Annotated in this window: 12 protein-coding genes; 4 read left to right on the top strand and 8 right to left on the bottom strand. The window is 68.4% G+C overall.

Translation table 11 applies throughout. The features are described from left to right. Positions 1–6 precede the first annotated feature (6 nt). Both ACLP4W_RS12810 and ACLP4W_RS12805 read left to right on the top strand, forming a co-directional pair. The gene (locus ACLP4W_RS12810) at positions 7–4,512 is read left to right on the top strand and encodes a cation-translocating P-type ATPase (protein WP_442386532.1); all 4,506 of its coding nucleotides are present in this window, start codon (positions 7–9) and stop codon (positions 4,510–4,512) included. 219 nt (positions 4,513–4,731) lie between these two features. Continuing rightward, positions 4,732–5,364 (top strand): DUF5994 family protein, encoded by a 633-nt coding sequence (locus ACLP4W_RS12805; protein WP_442386494.1) that lies wholly within the window; start codon positions 4,732–4,734, stop codon positions 5,362–5,364. Positions 5,365–5,378: 14 nt separating this feature from the next. Here ACLP4W_RS12805 and ACLP4W_RS12800 read toward each other — a convergent pair whose 3' ends face one another. Continuing rightward, a complete protein-coding gene (locus ACLP4W_RS12800; RefSeq protein ID WP_442386493.1) occupies positions 5,379–6,929 on the bottom strand; it encodes an FMN-binding glutamate synthase family protein in 1,551 nt (516 codons plus the stop codon). Further along, positions 6,926–7,351 carry a CBS domain-containing protein gene (locus ACLP4W_RS12795; RefSeq protein ID WP_442386492.1) on the bottom strand — a complete coding sequence of 142 codons (426 nt, stop codon included), beginning with the start codon at positions 7,349–7,351 and terminating at the stop codon, positions 6,926–6,928. The genes ACLP4W_RS12800 and ACLP4W_RS12795 overlap by 4 nt, the downstream gene beginning before the upstream one ends. Before the next feature lie 500 nt (positions 7,352–7,851). Between ACLP4W_RS12795 and ACLP4W_RS12790 the strand changes: the two genes are divergently transcribed. Next, positions 7,852–8,973, top strand: coding sequence for a VIT1/CCC1 transporter family protein (locus ACLP4W_RS12790; RefSeq protein WP_442386531.1), 1,122 nt, complete (start codon positions 7,852–7,854; stop codon positions 8,971–8,973). A 66-nt stretch (positions 8,974–9,039) separates the two neighbouring features. On the opposite strand, the gene ACLP4W_RS12785 is transcribed toward ACLP4W_RS12790, so the two are convergent. The 5 genes from ACLP4W_RS12785 to ACLP4W_RS12765 all read right to left on the bottom strand — a co-directional run bounded on the left by ACLP4W_RS12785 (position 9,040) and on the right by ACLP4W_RS12765 (position 15,848). Further along, a complete protein-coding gene (locus tag ACLP4W_RS12785; protein WP_442386491.1) occupies positions 9,040–10,164 on the bottom strand; it encodes a PPE family protein in 1,125 nt (374 codons plus the stop codon). Between the two features lie 147 nt (positions 10,165–10,311). Then, complete coding sequence (locus ACLP4W_RS12780) at positions 10,312–11,451, bottom strand: PPE family protein (protein ID WP_442386490.1); 1,140 nt, start codon at positions 11,449–11,451, stop codon at positions 10,312–10,314. A gap of 283 nt (positions 11,452–11,734) precedes the next feature. Next, positions 11,735–12,592, bottom strand: coding sequence for a pseudouridine synthase (locus tag ACLP4W_RS12775; RefSeq protein ID WP_442386489.1), 858 nt, complete (start codon positions 12,590–12,592; stop codon positions 11,735–11,737). A 7-nt stretch (positions 12,593–12,599) separates the two neighbouring features. Next, on the bottom strand, positions 12,600–14,357 hold the full coding sequence (locus ACLP4W_RS12770; protein ID WP_442386488.1) for a glycerol-3-phosphate dehydrogenase/oxidase: 1,758 nt from the start codon (positions 14,355–14,357) through the stop codon (positions 12,600–12,602). A 75-nt stretch (positions 14,358–14,432) separates the two neighbouring features. Further along, entirely contained in the window at positions 14,433–15,848 is a 1,416-nt protein-coding gene (locus ACLP4W_RS12765; RefSeq protein WP_442386487.1) for an NAD(P)H-quinone dehydrogenase, read from the bottom strand. A gap of 121 nt (positions 15,849–15,969) precedes the next feature. Here ACLP4W_RS12765 and ACLP4W_RS12760 point away from each other — a divergent pair, with 121 nt between their 5' ends. Continuing rightward, positions 15,970–16,446, top strand: a complete 477-nt coding sequence (locus ACLP4W_RS12760) for a gamma-glutamylcyclotransferase (protein ID WP_442386486.1) — start codon at positions 15,970–15,972, stop codon at positions 16,444–16,446. Between the two features lie 74 nt (positions 16,447–16,520). Here the strand turns inward: ACLP4W_RS12760 and ACLP4W_RS12755 are convergent, their stop codons facing one another. After that, complete coding sequence (locus ACLP4W_RS12755; protein ID WP_442386485.1) at positions 16,521–17,402, bottom strand: endonuclease domain-containing protein; 882 nt, start codon at positions 17,400–17,402, stop codon at positions 16,521–16,523. Positions 17,403–17,447 lie beyond the last annotated feature (45 nt).

The following is a 17,447-nucleotide window of genomic DNA, read 5'->3' as shown; positions in this document are numbered from 1 at the left end:
GGTACCGTGAATGGCGTGATCACCCCGCGGGGTCTACCGGGTTTCGGGCTGCTGGCGGCACCATTGCGGGCCGCCGCGGCGGGCACCCGGATGGCGGTTACCGCGAGCGCCGTCGTCACGAGCACCGCCGCAAGCACCGCGCTGCTGGGCGGCGGGGTCGCGGCGAGCATGGGCAGGTCATTGGCCCGTGCCGCGCCGGACGTCCCGGCGTTGACCCGCGCGACGGCGGGCGCGGCGATCGAGGCGATAGGCGGTCCCCCGGCACGGCGTAACAGCACCAATGGTCCGCGGCGCTGGATCGAGGTGCGGGGCCTCGGCGGTAAGCACGCCTCGGCGATTGCCACGGACGTGCTGGCGGCGGTCCGCGCAACGCCCGGCGTGCGCCGGGCCTTCTTGAACCGCACCCTTGCGCGGCTGGTGGTCACCGTGGACACCGAAGCCGCCGACGCGCCCTCGGCGGCGCAGCTCTGCCGGATCGTCGCCGAGGCCGAACGGCGCGACCGAACGCGCGGCTCGCGAGGCCACCCGGCCAGCCTGCCGGGCGACGACGCGCTGCTGATGGGCCGGATGGTGGCGGCTGCGGCGGCCACGGTGGGCCTTGGCCTCTCACTGACCGGCAGCCTGCTGCGGCTGCCGAGGCTGCCCGACTTGGTGGCCGTGCCGCCGACGCTGGCCGACCACCTGCCGCGGCTGCGCCAAGAGCTGGAGCGCCGCATCGGGCCGGAGGGCACGGATGTTTTGTTCGGTTTCGTCAACGCCGCGACGGCCGCGTTGACGCTGTCGCCGACGGCGGCGGTCGCGGAGGCCGCTACGCGCTCGATGCTGGCGGCCGAGGCATGGAACGGTCGGCGGACGTGGTGTCGGCATGAACCCGGGCTGGCCAGCCAGCCGGTGCCCGACGATGCGGCTTGGACGCCCCGCAGCATGCCAAGTCCGCCCGGCGGGCCCGCGGAACGCTACGCCAACCGCATCGGTTTGGCCGGCATCGGCGCCGCCGCCGTGGTCGGGCTGCTGTCACGCAACCCGGACACGGCCGGTGCCGCCGCACTGGCCGCCGTCCCAAAGCCGTTGCGCACCGTCCGGGAGGCCTTCGGCTGCGCGATGGGCCGCGGCCTGACGGACCAGCACGACACGCTGGTGCTGCGTCCCCGCGCCCTTCGGACGCTCGACCGGATCGACGCGATCATGATCGACCCGCGCGTGCTCTACACCGACGAATTGATGGTCAGTCGCATTCGTGGCGCGAAGGATTCGCTGCGCGCCGATGCCTGGGAAGCGGTTCGAGCCGCGCTCGAAGATGACGGGCTGAGCCCGGGCTGGCACAACCTGGCCGATATCCCCGGAGCCGGCGGCTCCGGCGAGGCGCTGATCAGCCCGGTTCGCGATCCGTTGGCCGCCGCGGTGGTTACCGAAGCGCGGCGCTCGCACCCGCGGGTCTTCTCGCTCGACGACGACTCATTGCGTTCCCTGGCGCAAGGATTCGACCAACTGTATCCCTCGGGCGAGTCGACCGACTCGATCGACAACGCGGTCGCAGCGGCTGTCGCCGAACTGAAGGCCGGCGGCGCCACCGTGGCGCTGCTGACCGCTTCGGAGATGCGGGCCGCGCATCGGTCCGACGTCACGATCGGCGTACTCCGAGACGATCGTCCTCCGGCCTGGGACGCCGACGTGTTGGTGTCAGACCTGACCGGCGCCTGGCGTTTGCTGCACGCGCTGCCCGCCGCGCGCGCCGCCACCGACAACGCCGTTCGGCTATCGGCTTCGGCCTCGCTGATCGGCGCGCTGATGCTGATTCCCGGTGTGCCCGGGCGCAGTTCGACATCGATCAACGTCGGCATGGCCGTCAGCCTGTGGTTCGGATTCCGGGCCGGTACAAAGGTTTTCCAGGACCCGCCGCCGGAGCCCGAAACAGCTCACGACTGGCACGGTCTGCCGATCACCGAGGTGCAGCGGCTGCTGCCCTGTCCCTCCCACGAACACCCCGAGGAATCATCGGTCTGGTGGCAGCAGCTGCCACCGGTTCGTGTGCTGCACGGCGCCGCCGCGGCGTCATGGGGACTGGTCCGTGATTTCGCGGACGAGATGCGCGCCAACCTGTCGGACCCGATTACCCCGCTGCTGGCCACCGGTGCGTTGGCCAGCGCGCTGCTCGGCTCGCCGCTGGACGCGGTCCTGGTGGGCAATGTGATGTTGGTCAACGCCGCGTTGTCGGCCGAGCAGCAGCTGCACGCCGAACGCATTCTGAATCGCCTGCTGGCCGTGCAGGAGCCGCCCGCGCGACGGCGGGTGGGCTCGCTGGATAAGCACCGCAACGAGAAGGTGCCCGCCAAACGGCTGCGCCCCGGCGACATCATCGAAGTCCACGCCCACGAGGTAGTCCCCGCCGATGCCCGGCTCCTGCACGCTTCGAACGTCGAAGTCGACGAATCCACCCTGACAGGCGAGTCGCTGCCGGTGTCCAAGCAGACCGAACCCACACCGGGCGCTCCGCTGGCCGAACGGACCTGCATGCTTTATGCGGGCACCACCGTGGTTGCCGGCACGGCGGTGGCCGTGGTGACCACGGTCGGTTCACGCACCGAGATGCGCAGGGCGTTGGCGATGGCCCCGAGAAAGTCTCGGGAGATCGGCCTGCAGCGGCAGCTGAGGCACATCACCCGGCGGGCGCTGCCGTTCAGTGTGGCCAGCGGGGGTCTGGTCGGGTTGCTCAGCGTGTCGCGGGGCACCCCGTTGCATGAGGCGGTGTCGAGCGCGGTCACGCTGGTCGTCGCCGCCATTCCCGAAGGATTGCCGCTCGTTGCGACACTGGCCCAGCAGGCCGCCGCCCGCCGGCTCACCGGCGAATCGGTGCTGATCCGCAACCCCCACTCGGTCGAGGCTCTCGCCCGGTTGAACGTGGTGTGCTTCGACAAGACCGGCACGCTCAGCGAGAACCGGCTGAAGGTCAAAGCGGTGCGCCCGACGACGGGCTTCAGCCCCGGACAGGTGCTGGATGCGGCGCTGACCACGAGCTACACGCGCCACACCCACCGCGTCGACCATGCCACCGACGACGCGATCCACCGCGCCGTCGACGATCCCTCGGTTCGGGGTGACGGTTCGCGGCCGCAGCCGCAGCTCAGACGTGATGCGTTCCTGCCGTTCCAGTCCGGTCGTCCCTTCGCGGCCGCGCTCGTCGGCACCCGGCTGACCATCAAGGGCTCACCCGAGGTGCTCTCGTCGGCGCTCCGCCACCACCCCGGCACCAGAAAAGAGCCCAGCAAAGAACCTTTGGCCCGTCAGGTCGATGAGATGGCGGCCGACGGTTTACGGGTGCTGGCGGTGGCCGAGCGCCAGCTCAGCCCGGAACAGGCCGCGGCGGCCGCGGCCGATCCCGACGTTCTGGAAAACCTGTGCACATCGGGGCTCACCTGGGTCGGTCTGCTCGGATTGGCGGACACCCCCCGACCCATGGCCCGGCCCGTGCTGAAGGCGCTCGCCGACCGTGGTATCGGGGTCCGATTGATCACCGGCGACCATCCCGCCACCGCGGCCGTGATCGCCCGGGAGTTGGGCATCGAAGTGAGCACCGAACAGGTGATCACGGGCGGCGACTGGGAAGCGCTGTCGGCCGACCAGCGGGCTGAGGTGGTCGCATCGCGACTGGTCTTCGCACGGATGACGCCGGAGCACAAGATTGACGTGGTCCAGACCCTGGAACGGGCCGGGCTGGTCACGGCGATGGTCGGCGACGGGGTCAACGACGCCGCGGCGATCCGGGCGGCCAGCGTGGGCATCGGGGTCGCGGCGCGGGGTAGCGACGCGGCCCGCTCGGCCGCGGACGTGGTGCTGCTCGATGAGCGGATCGAGGCGCTGCTCGACGCCCTCGACGAGGGCCAGCAGCTGTGGCGGCGGGTTCAGTCGGCGGTGTCGATGTTGCTGGGCGGCAACCTCGGCGAGGTGTGCTTCGCGCTGATCACGACGATCCTGACCGGCCGATCGGTGCTCAACACCCGCCAAATGCTGTTGGTCAACATGCTGACCGACGCGCTGCCGGCCGCCGCACTGGCGGTCAGCCCGCAGACGAGCAGCGACGAGGTCGAGCGGGACGAGGCGGCGATGTGGCGCGCGATCGGGATTCGCGGCGCGGCCACCACGGTCGGCGCCACGCTGGGGTGGTCGATGGCCGCCGCGACCGGCACCCCAAGCCGTGCGGCGACGGTCGCGCTGATCGCGTTGGTCAGCACGCAACTCGCCCAGACACTGGTCGACTCGCACGGCCCGCTGGTGGTGACGACGACGATCGGCTCCCTCGGGGCGCTCGCGGTGGTGGTGACCACCCCGGGGCTCAGCCACGTGTTTGGCTGTACCCCCGTGGGCCCGCTCGCCTGGGGTCAGGCCTTGCTGGCCGCCGGGGTGGCGAGTTCGGCGTCGGCGCTGGCTCCCGACCTGATGGTCCGAGCGTCCGAGACCCTGCGGCGGCGGATCGTCGGCGACGAGTGGAGCGGCGCGCCAGTGCCGTCCCGGTGATGCCGGCGCTGTCGTTCGTTGGAATTGACCGAAAGTAGTTGCCGCTACCCATTGTTCACATTCGGTACACACTTTGGATACCGGGTGGCGCGCGGTGGCGGCTTTTTCGGCCCGGCTTCGGCACTCGAGTCGCGCGCGGGTCCAGACGCCCGTACCGTTGGATCGGGGGGTTCGGCGGGTTGCAGGCAATCCGCATCCTCAACGGGCAGGTGGTCGAGAATGGAGCGCGAAAACCGGTTGCAGCTCAAGCCTTATCGGTCTGCATCGGAGCATATTGACGGGGCCTGGTGGCCGCGGTCGCCGGAGTTGGTCGACGAGCTACCGGACTTGGTGGCGTCGGTGTCCGACCGGCTGGGGCAGGTCGTGATGGTGGGCTACCGCCGCAATGGCTGGGCCCCGACGCCGCAACTGGCCGAGATCGGCGGCCAAACCATCGAATTGCTGGGCTTCAGCAGTGACGAGCCAACCAGTGTCATCCTGATCGGGGAGGACGGTCGCCACCTCACACTGCATGTCGTCCGGCCGGACGCCAGCGAAGAGGTCGCCCGAAAAGCGCTGGACGAGGCCCGAGCAAACGATGCGGCCGCCGCCGCTCCACCCAGCGGTACGCCGATTGCGAAGTCTGTCGCCGACGTCGCGGAAAAGAAGTCTGTCGCCGACGTCGCGGAAAAGTTGGTTGCCCACGAGGGGCTCGGCGACGCCGAGCGAACCGCGCAGATCAGGCGCTGGTGTGAGGAAGCCGCTCGCCAATTCGTCGACGCACCGATCCAGGCCTTCGTCCCAATCCTGGTCGAACACGTCGTCCGCAACCGCATGATCAAGTCCCGCGCGGCGGCGCAGGCAACCGGTTAGGCGCACACGACCGGTTAGTGGCGGGCGGGGTGCAAGGTTTCGCCCGCCATCACGGTCGTGATCGCGTCGATGTCGGCCGGGCCGGGCAGGCCCAATGCCGGCGGGTAGTCGAGCAACTCGTCGGCCCGAACGCTCTTGAGGTCGACGTCGAGAAGCTCGATCGCGTCGAGGGGCACGAGGGCCGGGTGCACGTAGCCACAGGCGCGGGCCAGGCATAGCAGTTCAAAGCGCAGGGTGGCGAGATAGTTTGCGCAGCGCACCGATTTCAGCGCCGGGTCGAGCCCATGCTGCAGCCATGGTGACTGGGTCGCGACACCGGACGGGCAGCGGCCGGTGTGGCAGCGCTGGGCCTGAATGCAGCCGATGGAGAACATGGCGGTGCGGCCGACGTTGATCATGTCGCAGCCCATGGCCAGCGCCAGCAGGGCGTTCTCGGGGATGCCCAGCTTGCCGGAGCCGATGAACACCACGTCCTGTTGCAGGCTCTGTTCGGCGAAGGCCCGGTAGACACGGGGCAGGGCCCACTTGAAGGGCAGCGCGACATGATCGCTGAAAACCAGTGGGGCGGCGCCGGTGCCCCCCTCGCCACCGTCGACGGTCACGAAGTCGACGCCCCTTCCGGTGCGGGCCATGCGCTCCGCCAACTCGGCCCAGAACGGTGCCTCTCCGACCGCCGACTTGATGCCTACCGGTAAACCCGTCTCGGCGGCAATGGTCTCCACCAGCTCGAGCAGCCCGTCCACGTCCCGGAATGCGGAGTGTCCGGCGGGGCTCTTGCAGTCCACCCCGACCGGGATGCCGCGGATCGCGGCGATTTCGGGGGTGACCTTGGCGCCGGGCAGCATGCCGCCCAGGCCGGGCTTGGCTCCCTGGCTGAGCTTGATCTCGATGGCCCGGATCGACGGGGCCGCCGCCACCTGGTCGATCAGACGGGGAAGGCTGAAGGTGCCGTCGTCGTTGCGGCAGCCGAAGTATCCGGTACCGATCTGCCAGACCAGGTCGCCGCCGTTGAGATGGTACGACGACACCCCGCCCTCACCGGTGGTGTGCAGGGCGCCGGCCATGGCCGCACCCTTGTTGAGCGCGGTGATGGCCGCGCCGGACAGCGACCCGAAGCTCATCGCCGAGACGTTGACCAACGACGGGGGCCGGAATGCCTTGGCCCGGCCCCGCGCGCCGCCGAGCACCTTTGCCGCCGGTAACGGCACGGCGGGGTCGGGATGGGCAGGTTCGTCGGCCGGGGCCGACACGGGGAACGCGGCGTGCTTGATGATCGGGTAGTTGTGGACCCGTTCCAGATCGTTGTCGGTGCCGAACCCGAAGTACCGGTTGGCCAGCTTCGATGATGTGTACACCCAGCGACGCTGGTCGCGGCTGAAGGGCCGTTCGGCGTCATTGTCGGTGACGATGTACTGGCGCAGCTCCGGGCCGACCGCTTCGAGGATGAACCGCAGGTGGCCGACGATCGGGTAGTTGCGCAAGATCGTGTGGCGGCGCTGCAATAGGTCCCAGCCGGCAACGGCGGTCAGGCTTCCGCCGACCAGGGCGGTGATGCGCCCTTTCACGCCGAATCGAGATCCGGGTCGGCGCCATAGGCGCTGTAAACGCCGAGCAGGTCACGCGCCGAGACGATGCCGGCCAGCGCGCCATCGCGCTCCACCAGGACGTGGCGGATGTAGTGGTCCATCATCCGGTTCGCCACCTGGCTGACCGTGGACTCGGCGTCGCACCACACCAGCTTGGTGGTGGCCACTTCGGTGGCCGGGACGGCAGCCGGATCTTTACCCGCGGCCACCACCCGAACGACGTCGCGCTCGCTCACCAGCGCGGCGGGCAGCTCGTCGTCGCCGACCACAATGGCTCCCACGTCGCCGGCCACGAGGGCCTTCGCGACGTCGGCAACGGTGGCGTCGGCGGCGATGCGCGCCACCGAGTCGCCGGTAATGGTTGAAATCGAAATCGCCCCAGGCGAAGAGATACCAGTCACGCGACCAATGGTCACCAGAACTTGCCGGACCTTTCTAGTGACCTGAGTCCTCAATTCAGGTTGCACTGGTAACCGCGGTCCACGAATGTGACACCTGGCCCTAGTCAACTTGAAAGAGCCGGGTCAGCTGGCGACTGACCGTATTCCGAAGGGAATGCTGTGGGCGGTAAGGGATCTGCGGCACGTGAATTGCTCGTGCGGCTGTCCCGGTTGGTCGAGCCGGTTTTGGTCGCGGTGACCGTCGGTGGCCTGACGGTCGGCGGGATCGCCTGGCTGGCTGGTTCGCATCGGGTTGCCAATGACTGCCGGATGGCAGACACTGTGGTGGCGGTCGTCCTCGCGGTGGTGTGGGTGCTGGCCGCCCTCCGTCATGAACGGTCAGTTCAATTCCCCGTGGACGGCCACTTGCTTTTTGCTTTCCACGATGGCGGCCAGTCGGAATCCCCACTCCTCTGCACACCACGATGCACAGGCGGTGATTTCAGGTGGAAACTGAGGGAATGCCCGGCCGAAGTGGTCGTCGGCTTAGTCCCTCTTCGGATGCAACCCATCGGCCACGCCCGTCGGAGTTGCGACGCTGGCGCCAGCATTTGGCCAACGAACGCGCCGAAGCCGCCATTTATCGCCAGCTAGCCCAGCGCCGCACCGGCGAGGAACGCGCGATCCTGCTGGAGCTGGCTGACGCCGAGGCTCGCCACGAGCAACATTGGTTGAAGCTGCTCGGCGATCAGCTCGGGGCGGCGGGCCGCGTCCCCCTGCGCACGCGCCTGCTCGCCTTCCTGGCACATCACTTTGGATTTGTGTTCGTGCTGGCGCTGATACAGCGATCCGAAACCCGGTCATCCTATGACGAGGACCGCGACGCCACACCCACGATGGCCGCCGATGAACACATCCACGCCGAGGTTGTCCGCGCGCTGGCGACCAGGGGACGCGACCGGTTGTCAGGTAGCTTCCGCGCCGCGGTGTTCGGCGCCAACGACGGACTCACCACCAACCTCGCCCTCGTTCTGGGCATCAGCGCCACCGGTGTGTCCAGCCACACCGTGCTGGCCACCGGTCTGGCCGGGCTGCTGGCCGGAGCACTGTCGATGGGAGCCGGCGAATACGTGTCGGTTAACTCCCAGCTGGAACTGCTCGAGGCCTCCACGCCCAGCCCTGAGGCCGGTACTGCGCTGCCGCAGCTTGATCTGGACGCCAACGAGCTGGCGCTGGTCTACCGGGCGCGCGGTATGGGTGCCGATGAGGCTGACCGCCGAGCCGCCGAGGTTCTGCGCGACCTGGGTGCCGAAGGTGACAGACATCGCGGCATGGCGAGACCTGACCCCGACAGGCGCGAGACCGTGGGCACGGGTCTGCGCGCCGGTGTTTCGAGCTTCATTTGCTTCGGCTGCGGAGCGTTCATACCGGTGTTGCCCTACCTACTGGGAGTTGGCGGTGTCACCGCGCTAGTGGTGGCCGCCGTACTGGTCGGGGCCGCTTTGTTGGCTACAGGAGCCATCGTGGGGCTCATCTCCGGGGGATCCCCACTGCGCCCGGCGCTGCGCCAGCTGCTCATTGGTTACGGTGCGGCGACCATCACCTACCTGTTGGGTTTGCTCTTCCACACCAGCGTCGGCTAGCGCGCGTTGCGCGGCAATCCGGCCCGCCGACGCAGGGGGGCGATGGTTAAGCCGTTGCGATGAACGCTATCCCCCTGATGGCGGTCTTTGCATCACCGTCCCCAAAAGCTCCGACCCGTATTCAAGGTCGTCGTAGTCTCGCCCGTCGCGCCGACGATTGCCTGCCGCGGCCGACGGCGCCCTAATCGGGGTCATCGGGATCAAAGGCCCCCCGGGCACTCCCGAAGAAAGCGGGGACACCGCCGCTGCGAGTTGCACCGGCGATTGCGGCGCCGGCAACATCCCCAACACAGCAGGCGGCGCGGCCAGCTTGCCGACCATGACTCCAACACCCACCGCCGCCGTAGGTGCCTGTGCCGATCCAGCGGCACTGAGGGCGCTGGCCAATTCCGCCTCCGCTGCACTCAAAGCCGCCCCACCCTCCGATAGGCCCTGGCCAACTTCGCCGCCCAAAGACTGAAACCCCTTGGCGGTCGCCAATTGCGCCAGGACGCCGAGGATGTTGACCGGATATCCGCCGGCGGCGATTGTCTGGTTTGCCCAGGTGTCGGCCCATCCGAACCAACCTGTATTGGGGTTGAACGCGGCGAGCTGATCCAGGATCGTCGCCGCCGAGGGCAGGTTGACGGCGGCGGACACCGCATTGGCCTGGGGTGCCAGCCCGGTCGGATCGACGATCACAGGAGGCAGCGAAAATTGCTGCTGCACGACGGCGCTCGCCGAGGACGCCGCGTAGCGATACATCGCCGCCGAGTTGTTCACCCACATGGCTACGTACTCGGCCTCGGTTTCGGCGATCGCCGGCAGGTTGATCCCGAAGAAGTTGGTGGCCAGCAACCATGCCAGCCGCGTCCGGTTGGCGCTGACCAGTGCCGGTTGCACGACCGTGAAATGAGTCAGCTCGAACGCCGCTATGACCGCCCGCACCGACGAACCGACCTGCTCGCACTGCTGCGCGGTGGTACGCAACCAGGCGAGGTAGGGCTCGATAGCCTTGGCCATCGCCGTCGACGACGGACCGCGCCAGGACGCGGCCAGTGACGACAACACCGAGACGTAGCTGCCGACGGAGTCCTCAAGCTCGACGCTCAGTTGCTGCCAAACAGCCGAAGCCTCGATCAGCGACCCCGCACCGGGCCCCGAGTGAATCAGCGCCGAGGTGATCTCGGGCGGCAGCATGCCAAAATCCATCACGGCTTACCCTGAAGAACGGCCCAGTTGGGATGAACGCGGCGCGTCGGACCATTCGGGAGTTCTCGGTGTCCTGCTGCCGGTCGCTGTTGACCTACCGGGCGGCGGCATGTGGCGTCCGCAGTTGTGGGGCACCATCGTCGGCTCTCATCCCCCGCTTGGGGGCCTTTGCACCACCCTTTTCGGGAGCTCCGTGCCGTACTCGAGGTCTTCGAACTTCTGCTGCTTTCTCTTGCGCCAGCCACTGCCCGCCGAGATCGGCGGCGGCACCATCATCGGCATCAACGGCATCCCGGAAAACCCGGAATCCCCCGCAGCCAGCGGCGACACCGCAGATGCGAGTTGGACCGGCGACTGCGACGCCGGCAACAGCCCCACCACAGCGGGCGGCGCGGTCAGCTTGCCCACCGTGACTCCCACCCCCAGCGCCGCCGTAGGTGCTGCTGATGCAGGTCCAACGGCCTTGAGCGCACTGGCGAACTGCACCTCCGATGCGCCCAGCGCCGCCTCCCCCTCCGACAGACCCAGGCCAACATCGGAGCCCACAGACTGAACCCCCTGGGCGGTCGCCACCTGCGCCTCCACACCGAGGAGGTTGATAGGAAACCCGGACGAGAGGAACTGGTTGCCCCAGGTGCTCGCAAATCCGAACCAACCGGTGTTGGGGTCGAAGGAGGTAATCGCCGACGTGATCGAGGACAGTACGGAGGCGGAGTTAGAAGAGGTGGCCGTGGGCACCACGCTGGCTTGAGCGGCCGCCCCGGCCGGATTGGCAATCGTCAGTGGCGACGAGAACTGCGGCAGCGCGGTGGCTTGCGCCGAGGCCGCCTGATAGCGAGTCATCGCCGCCGCGTTGTTCGTCCACATCGTCTGATACTCGGCCTCGGTTTCGGCGATCGCCGCCGTGTTGCTCCCGAACCGGTTGGTTGCCAGCAACTGCGCCAGCCGCGTCCGGTTGGCGGTGACCTGTGCGGGCGTGACCACCGCCGCACGGACGGATGCGAATGCCGACGCCGCGGCCTCTGCCGAGGCGGCCAGCTGCTGAGACTGCTGCGCGGTGGTGCGCAACCAGATGAGATAGGGCTGGACCGCCTGGACCATGGCCATCGCGGACGGGCCGTTCCAGGTTTCGATCAGTCCCGACAACGTCGACGCGTAGACGGCGACGGAGTTCTCCAACTCGACACCCAGCTGCTGCCACGCGCCGGAGGCCTCGATCATCGAGCCCGCGCCGGGCCCGGTATGGATAAGCGCCGAAACGATCTCGGGAGGCGCCGACAAGTCCATGATTTCTTACCCTCCCTGCGCGGGTAACGCCAATGGAAAATTGCGTCGACTAAGCCGCGACAAGCCCTGAAACACTGCGCATCGACGCCTCCCGTGCGGCGCGTATCCTTCCCTGTCAAGGTACCGGATGTGACGAACGATATACCTGTGATTGCTAGCCAACCAGCGGTTAGCCGGTCAAGGGGGCATCCCGACGGGCTAGCCATAGGGCATTTCCAGCAGCCGGCTGACGCGGGTCAGGATTCACACGGTTACTGAGGCGCCGCCGCAGTGGCCGATTCGTTCACGGGCCCCGCCGGCGGCTGACGAACTCGCGGCGCACCCCGGTTACCGGATCGGTGAACTCGATGCGCCGCGCGAGCAACCGCAGCGGCGTACTGAAGTCGTCGGCCGCAACGTCAACAACGTCGGGATACAACGGATCGCCCTCGATCGGCAGCCCCAGCGAGGCCATCTGCACCCGCAGCTGGTGGGTGCGTCCGGTGCGTGGCGTCAGCCGGTAGGAGCCGTCCGAAATCCTTTCGATCAGCGTCTCCGCGTTAGGCACACCGGGCTCGCAGACCGCCTGCAGGTGGCCTCGGCGTTTGACGATGCGGCTACGGACAACGCGCGGGAACACCAGGTCCGGATCGTGAGCCGCCCGCGCCAGATATGTCTTGGCCACCAAACCGCGGGCGAACAGCGTCTGGTACGCGCCGCGCACCTCCCGCCGGGTGGTGAACAGCAGCACCCCGGCGGTGAGCCGGTCGAGCCGATGCGCCGGGCTCAGCTCGGGTAATCCCAGTTCCCGGCGCAGCCGCACCAGCGCGGTCTGCGCGACGTGTCGCCCCCTGGGCATGGTGGCCAAGAAGTGCGGCTTGTCGACGACCACGATGTCCGCGTCTCGATGCAGCACCGGGATGTCGAAGGGCACCGGTACTTCGTCGGGGAGCTCGCGATAGAGGTAGACGCAGGACCCGTTGGGCAGCACCGTGGTCTCATCGACAACCGCGCCGTCGGCGTCGACGACCTCCCCGGCCAGCACCTTGGCGCGGGCCGGCGGCCCGAACCGGGCGGTCAGCTCGGCCAGTACCGCCCCGCCGTGCAGGCGCACCCGGGCGGGTCCCAATCCGTCGCGAACCGGAAGCGGCGCGGGCTTCACCGTAGGCTCAATTGAGGGGCACCGGCTCGAGGATTTCGGCGCGCGCCTCCGGGGCGCTGGCGCGCAACTCGTCCGCCGACACGTCGTCGGGTTGGGCCTGCGACAGTATCTCCGCCTCCACGCGCGCGGTGTAGTTCGCGACCTCGCGGTCGATGTCCTCGGCGGTCCACCCCAGCACCGGCGCGACCACATCGGCCACCTCGCGCGCGCAGTCGACGCCGCGGTGCGCATATTCGATGGAGATCCGCATCCGACGGGCCAGGATGTCCTCCAGATGCAGCGCCCCCTCGGCGACGGCGGCGTAGACGGCCTCCACCTTCAAATAGCCCGGCGCCTCTTTGATCGGGCTCAACAGCTCGGGAGCTCCGGACGCCAACGCCAGGACCTCGCCGATCAGCGAACCGTAGCGGTCCAGCAGATGGCGCACCCGGTATGGGTGCAGACCTTGCAGCGCGCCGACGTTTTCGGTTTGGTTGACCAGGGCGAAGTAGCCCTCAGCGCCCATCAGCGGCACCTTCTCGGTAATCGACGGCGCGACCCGGGCCGGTATGAACTCGGCCGCGGCATCGACGGCGTCGGCCGCCATCACCCGGTAGGTGGTGTACTTGCCCCCGGCGATGGCGACCAGCCCGGCCGCCGGCACCGCCACGGCGTGTTCCCGGGACAGCTTGGAGGTTTCCTCGCTTTCCCCGGCCAGCAGCGGCCGCAGTCCGGCATACACCCCGTCGATGTCGGCGTGCGTCAGCGGGGTGGCCAGCACGGTGTTGACGGTCCCGAGGATGTAGTCGATGTCGGCCTTGGTGGCTGCGGGGTGCGCAAGGTCGAGATCCCAGTCGGTATCGGTGGTTCCGATGATCCAGTGGCTCCCCCACGGTATGACGAACATCACCGACTTTTCGGTGCGCAGGATGATCGCGACGTCGCTGACGATTCGGTCCCGCGGCACCACGACGTGCACGCCCTTGGATGCGCGCACCTGGAACCGCCCGCGCTGCTTGGACAGCGCCTGAATCTCGTCGGTCCAAACCCCGGTCGCGTTGACCACGACGTGGCCGCGGACCTCGGTGATGGCGCCGTCCTCTGAGTCGCGGACCCGCACGCCAGTCACCCGATCGCCCTCGCGCAGCAACGCGACCACCTGGGTGGAGGAACGCACCACCGCGCCGTAATGCGCGGCGGTGCGCGCCACGGTCATAGTGTGCCGGGCGTCGTCGACGACGGTGTCGTAGTAGCGAATCCCGCCGATCAACGAGGTGCGCTTCAGGCCGGGGCTCAATCGCAAAGCACCGGCGCGGGTCAAATGCTTTTGCGGCGGAACCGATTTCGCGCCGCCGAGGCGGTCGTAAAGGAAGATGCCCGCGGCGATGTAAGGACGTTCCCACCCGCGCTTGGTCAGCGGAAACAAGAACGGCATCGGCTTGACCAGATGTGGCGCCAGCGTGGTCAGCGACAGCTCACGCTCGTAGAGCGCCTCACGCACCAGCCCGAATTCCAGTTGCTCGAGGTATCGCAACCCGCCGTGGAACATCTTCGACGAGCGGCTCGACGTGCCGGAGGCGAAGTCGCGAGCCTCGACCAGCGCCACCTTGAGCCCGCGGGTGGCCGCATCCAGCGCGCACCCGGTGCCCACCACGCCACCGCCGATGACCACCACGTCGAACTGCTCGGCACCGAGTCGTTCCCAGGCCAACGCACGTTGCCGAGGTCCCAGCGAGGACGCCGCCCAGGTCTGTGCGCTCTGCGGTGCCTGAATCGGGTTGCTCACTGCGGAGGCTCCTGTCCGGTTACTCGTCGGTAGCTGCTTCACCCAGGCTAGTTCGTCCGGCCCCCGAGAGTCGGCTCAGTCCAGATCGTCGTGGGCCATCAGCCGCCTGGCAGCCTCGGTGATCGAACCGGACAACGACGGGTAAACGGCCAGCGTTTGCGCCAGCTCGTTGACGGTGATGCGGTTCTGCACGGCCACGGCGATCGGCAGGATCAGTTCGGAGGCGATCGGCGCCACCACCACGCCGCCGATCACCACGCCGGTGGATCGCCGGCAGAAGATCTTGACGAAGCCCTGTCGCAGCCCCGACATCTTTGCCCGCGCGTTGGTGCGCAGCGGCAGCATGATGGTCCGCGCCGTCACCGAACCGTCGTCGATCACCGATTGCGGCACACCGACAACGGCGATCTCGGGCCTGGTGAACACCGTCGCCGCGACCGTGCGCAGCCGGATCGGGCTCACCCCCTCACCCAGCGCGTGATACATCGCGATCCGGCCCTGCATGGCGGCGACCGACGCCAGCGGGAGCAGACCGGTGCAGTCGCCCGCGGCATAAATACCGATCACCGAGGTCCGCGACACGCGGTCCACGGTGATGTAGTTGCCCCGCCCGAGCTCGATGCCGACCCGTTCCAAGCCGAGACCGCCCGTGTTGGGCACCGACCCAATGGTCATCAGGGCGTGGCTGCCCTCGACCGTGCGGCCGTCCGTCATCGTGACCAGGACCCCGGAGTCGGTGCGGGTGACCGACGCTGCGCGGGCGTTCTTGACCAGCCGGACGCCCCGTTCGGCCAACGACTCTTCCAAAACCAGCGCTGCGTCGGCGTCCTCATAGGGCAACACCCGGTCCTGGCTGGCGACGACCGTCACCTGCACGCCCAATTCGGTGTAGGCGTTGACGAACTCGGCGCCGGTCACCCCCGAGCCCACCACGATGAGGTGGTCGGGCAACGCCTGCAGGTCGTAGAGCTGCCGCCAGGTCAGGATGCGCTCGCCGTCCGGCTGGGCCGACGGCAGGATCCGCGGGCTGGCGCCGGTGGCGATCAGCACCACGTCCGCGTCGTGCTCGCTGGTGGAGCCGTCGGCGGCGGTGGCCTTGATGCGGTGGCGGGCCAGCCCCGGCGTGGGGTCGATCAGCTCGCCGCGCCCGGCGACCAGGTGCACGCCCGTGCTGAGCAGCTGGGCGGTGATGTCGGCCGACTGCTCCGAAGCGAGCCTCTTGACCCGTTCATGAATTTGCGGCAGCGAGATCTTGGCGTCCTCGATGTCGATGTCGAAGCCCAGCCGCGGCGCCCGGCGCAGTTCGGTGCGCAACCACGTCGAGGCGATGAACGTCTTTGACGGCACGCAGTCATCCAGGACGGCCGCCCCGCCGATCCCATCGGAGTCGATCACCGTGACGTGGGTTGTCTCGGGGTGGGAGGTGGCGGCCACCAGTGCGGCTTCGTAACCGGCGGGGCCACCACCGAGGATCACGATGCGGGTCACCACAGCCCTAACCTATCCGGACGGCCAGGCACCCGCACCCGGCGACGATGCAACACCGCGGCACGGGAAACCTTGCGAAACGATCGGGTGAATAGCGCGAGCGTGTGCCGTTTAAGCTTTCCCCGTGCCGCTTTACGCCGCGTACGGGTCGAACATGCATCCCGAGCAGATGCTGAAGCGCGCACCCCACTCGCCGATGGCCGGAACCGGCTGGCTACACGGATGGCGGTTGACGTTCGGCGGCGAGGACATCAGCTGGGAAGGGGCACTGGCCACAGTCGTCGAGGATCCGGATTCGAAGGTGTTCGTCGTCCTTTACGACATGACGCCGGCGGACGAGACGAACCTCGATCGGTGGGAGGGCTCCGAGTTCGGTGTGCACAAGAAGATCCGATGCCGGGTCGAGCGCCTGTCGTCGGACACCACCACCGATCCCGTGCTGGCATGGCTGTATGTGCTGGACGCCTGGGAGGGCGGCCTACCGTCGGCGCGATACCTGGGCGTGATGGCTGACGCCGCCGAAATCGCCGGCGCCCCAGAGGATTACGTGCACAACCTGCGGACTCGCCCGGCGGACAACATCGGCCCCGGGACAGCCTAGTTTCTCCGCGAGCGTGCGTGTCTGTACACCGACACGCCGTTGCGGCTGGCATTTTGCGCACCTTCGCGACACGCTCAAGCGGCCGGTCGTAGCTGCGACTCGAGCCGGCGGACAAGTTCGACGGGCCGATACCTGACATCCTCGGCGACGATGGGCACTATCAACCACCCCAGCTCTTGGAGTGCAGACGAGCGCCGGCGGTCCCGGAGAAATGCGTCCGGCCCGCTGTGCCAGTCGACGCCGTCGTACTCGGCCGCCACCCGAAGATCGGGCCAGGCAAAGTCCAGCCGCCAGATGTGCCCCTGCAGGTCCACGACCTCGTGTTGCAAAACCGGCGGCCGCAACCCTGCGTCGATCATGACCAGGCGCGCCTCGCTCTCCATCGGGGACTCCGCCAGAGGCGAAGCCAAACCGATCAATCCGCGCACGGTTACGATGCCGCGACGCCCGGACTGAAGGGCGACGGCTCCGTCCAAGTCGTCGCGGCTGCAGACGCCGCTGCGCAGGGCGGCGTCCAGCGTCGCGAGCGCTCTGGGCCGACGCACGCCGCGGGCCACCTCGATCGCCGTCCATGCGGGCGCGGTGGCAGGCCGCCCGCCGACCACGCTCAATGGCGCTCCCTCGCGTCGGTGCACGACAAGGCCTTCGGTCGATCGCAATTGTCGGCCGCTGGGATTCAGCACGTGCACATCGGTGGTGCGTTCGGTGCCGAAGCCGTACGCAGCCGCGGCGGTGCCCATGCATGCCGCGACCGTCGTGCCGGCGGCCAAGTCCAACCCACGCAGTTGCAATGCGGCGGTCACCTCACCGCGGCCGTATACGCCGTACCAGATTCGCTGCAGCGCACCGTTATTCACGTGTGCCTCCAGCCCGCGACGGGTCAGGAATGTCAGGGCCTGCGCGGACGTGACCACTCCGCCTTGAGCGTCGAGCAACCGGCTGAGCTGCGAATCCATGCCGGCTATCGTCGGGGCGCCGCGGATTGGCGACAATTCACCTTG

The organism is Mycobacterium sp. (assembly GCF_052145595.1).
Taxonomy (GTDB): Bacteria; Actinomycetota; Actinomycetes; order Mycobacteriales; family Mycobacteriaceae; genus Mycobacterium.
The sequence above is the reverse complement of the archived record's forward strand: the minus strand, read 5'-3'. Positions and strand labels throughout refer to the sequence as shown.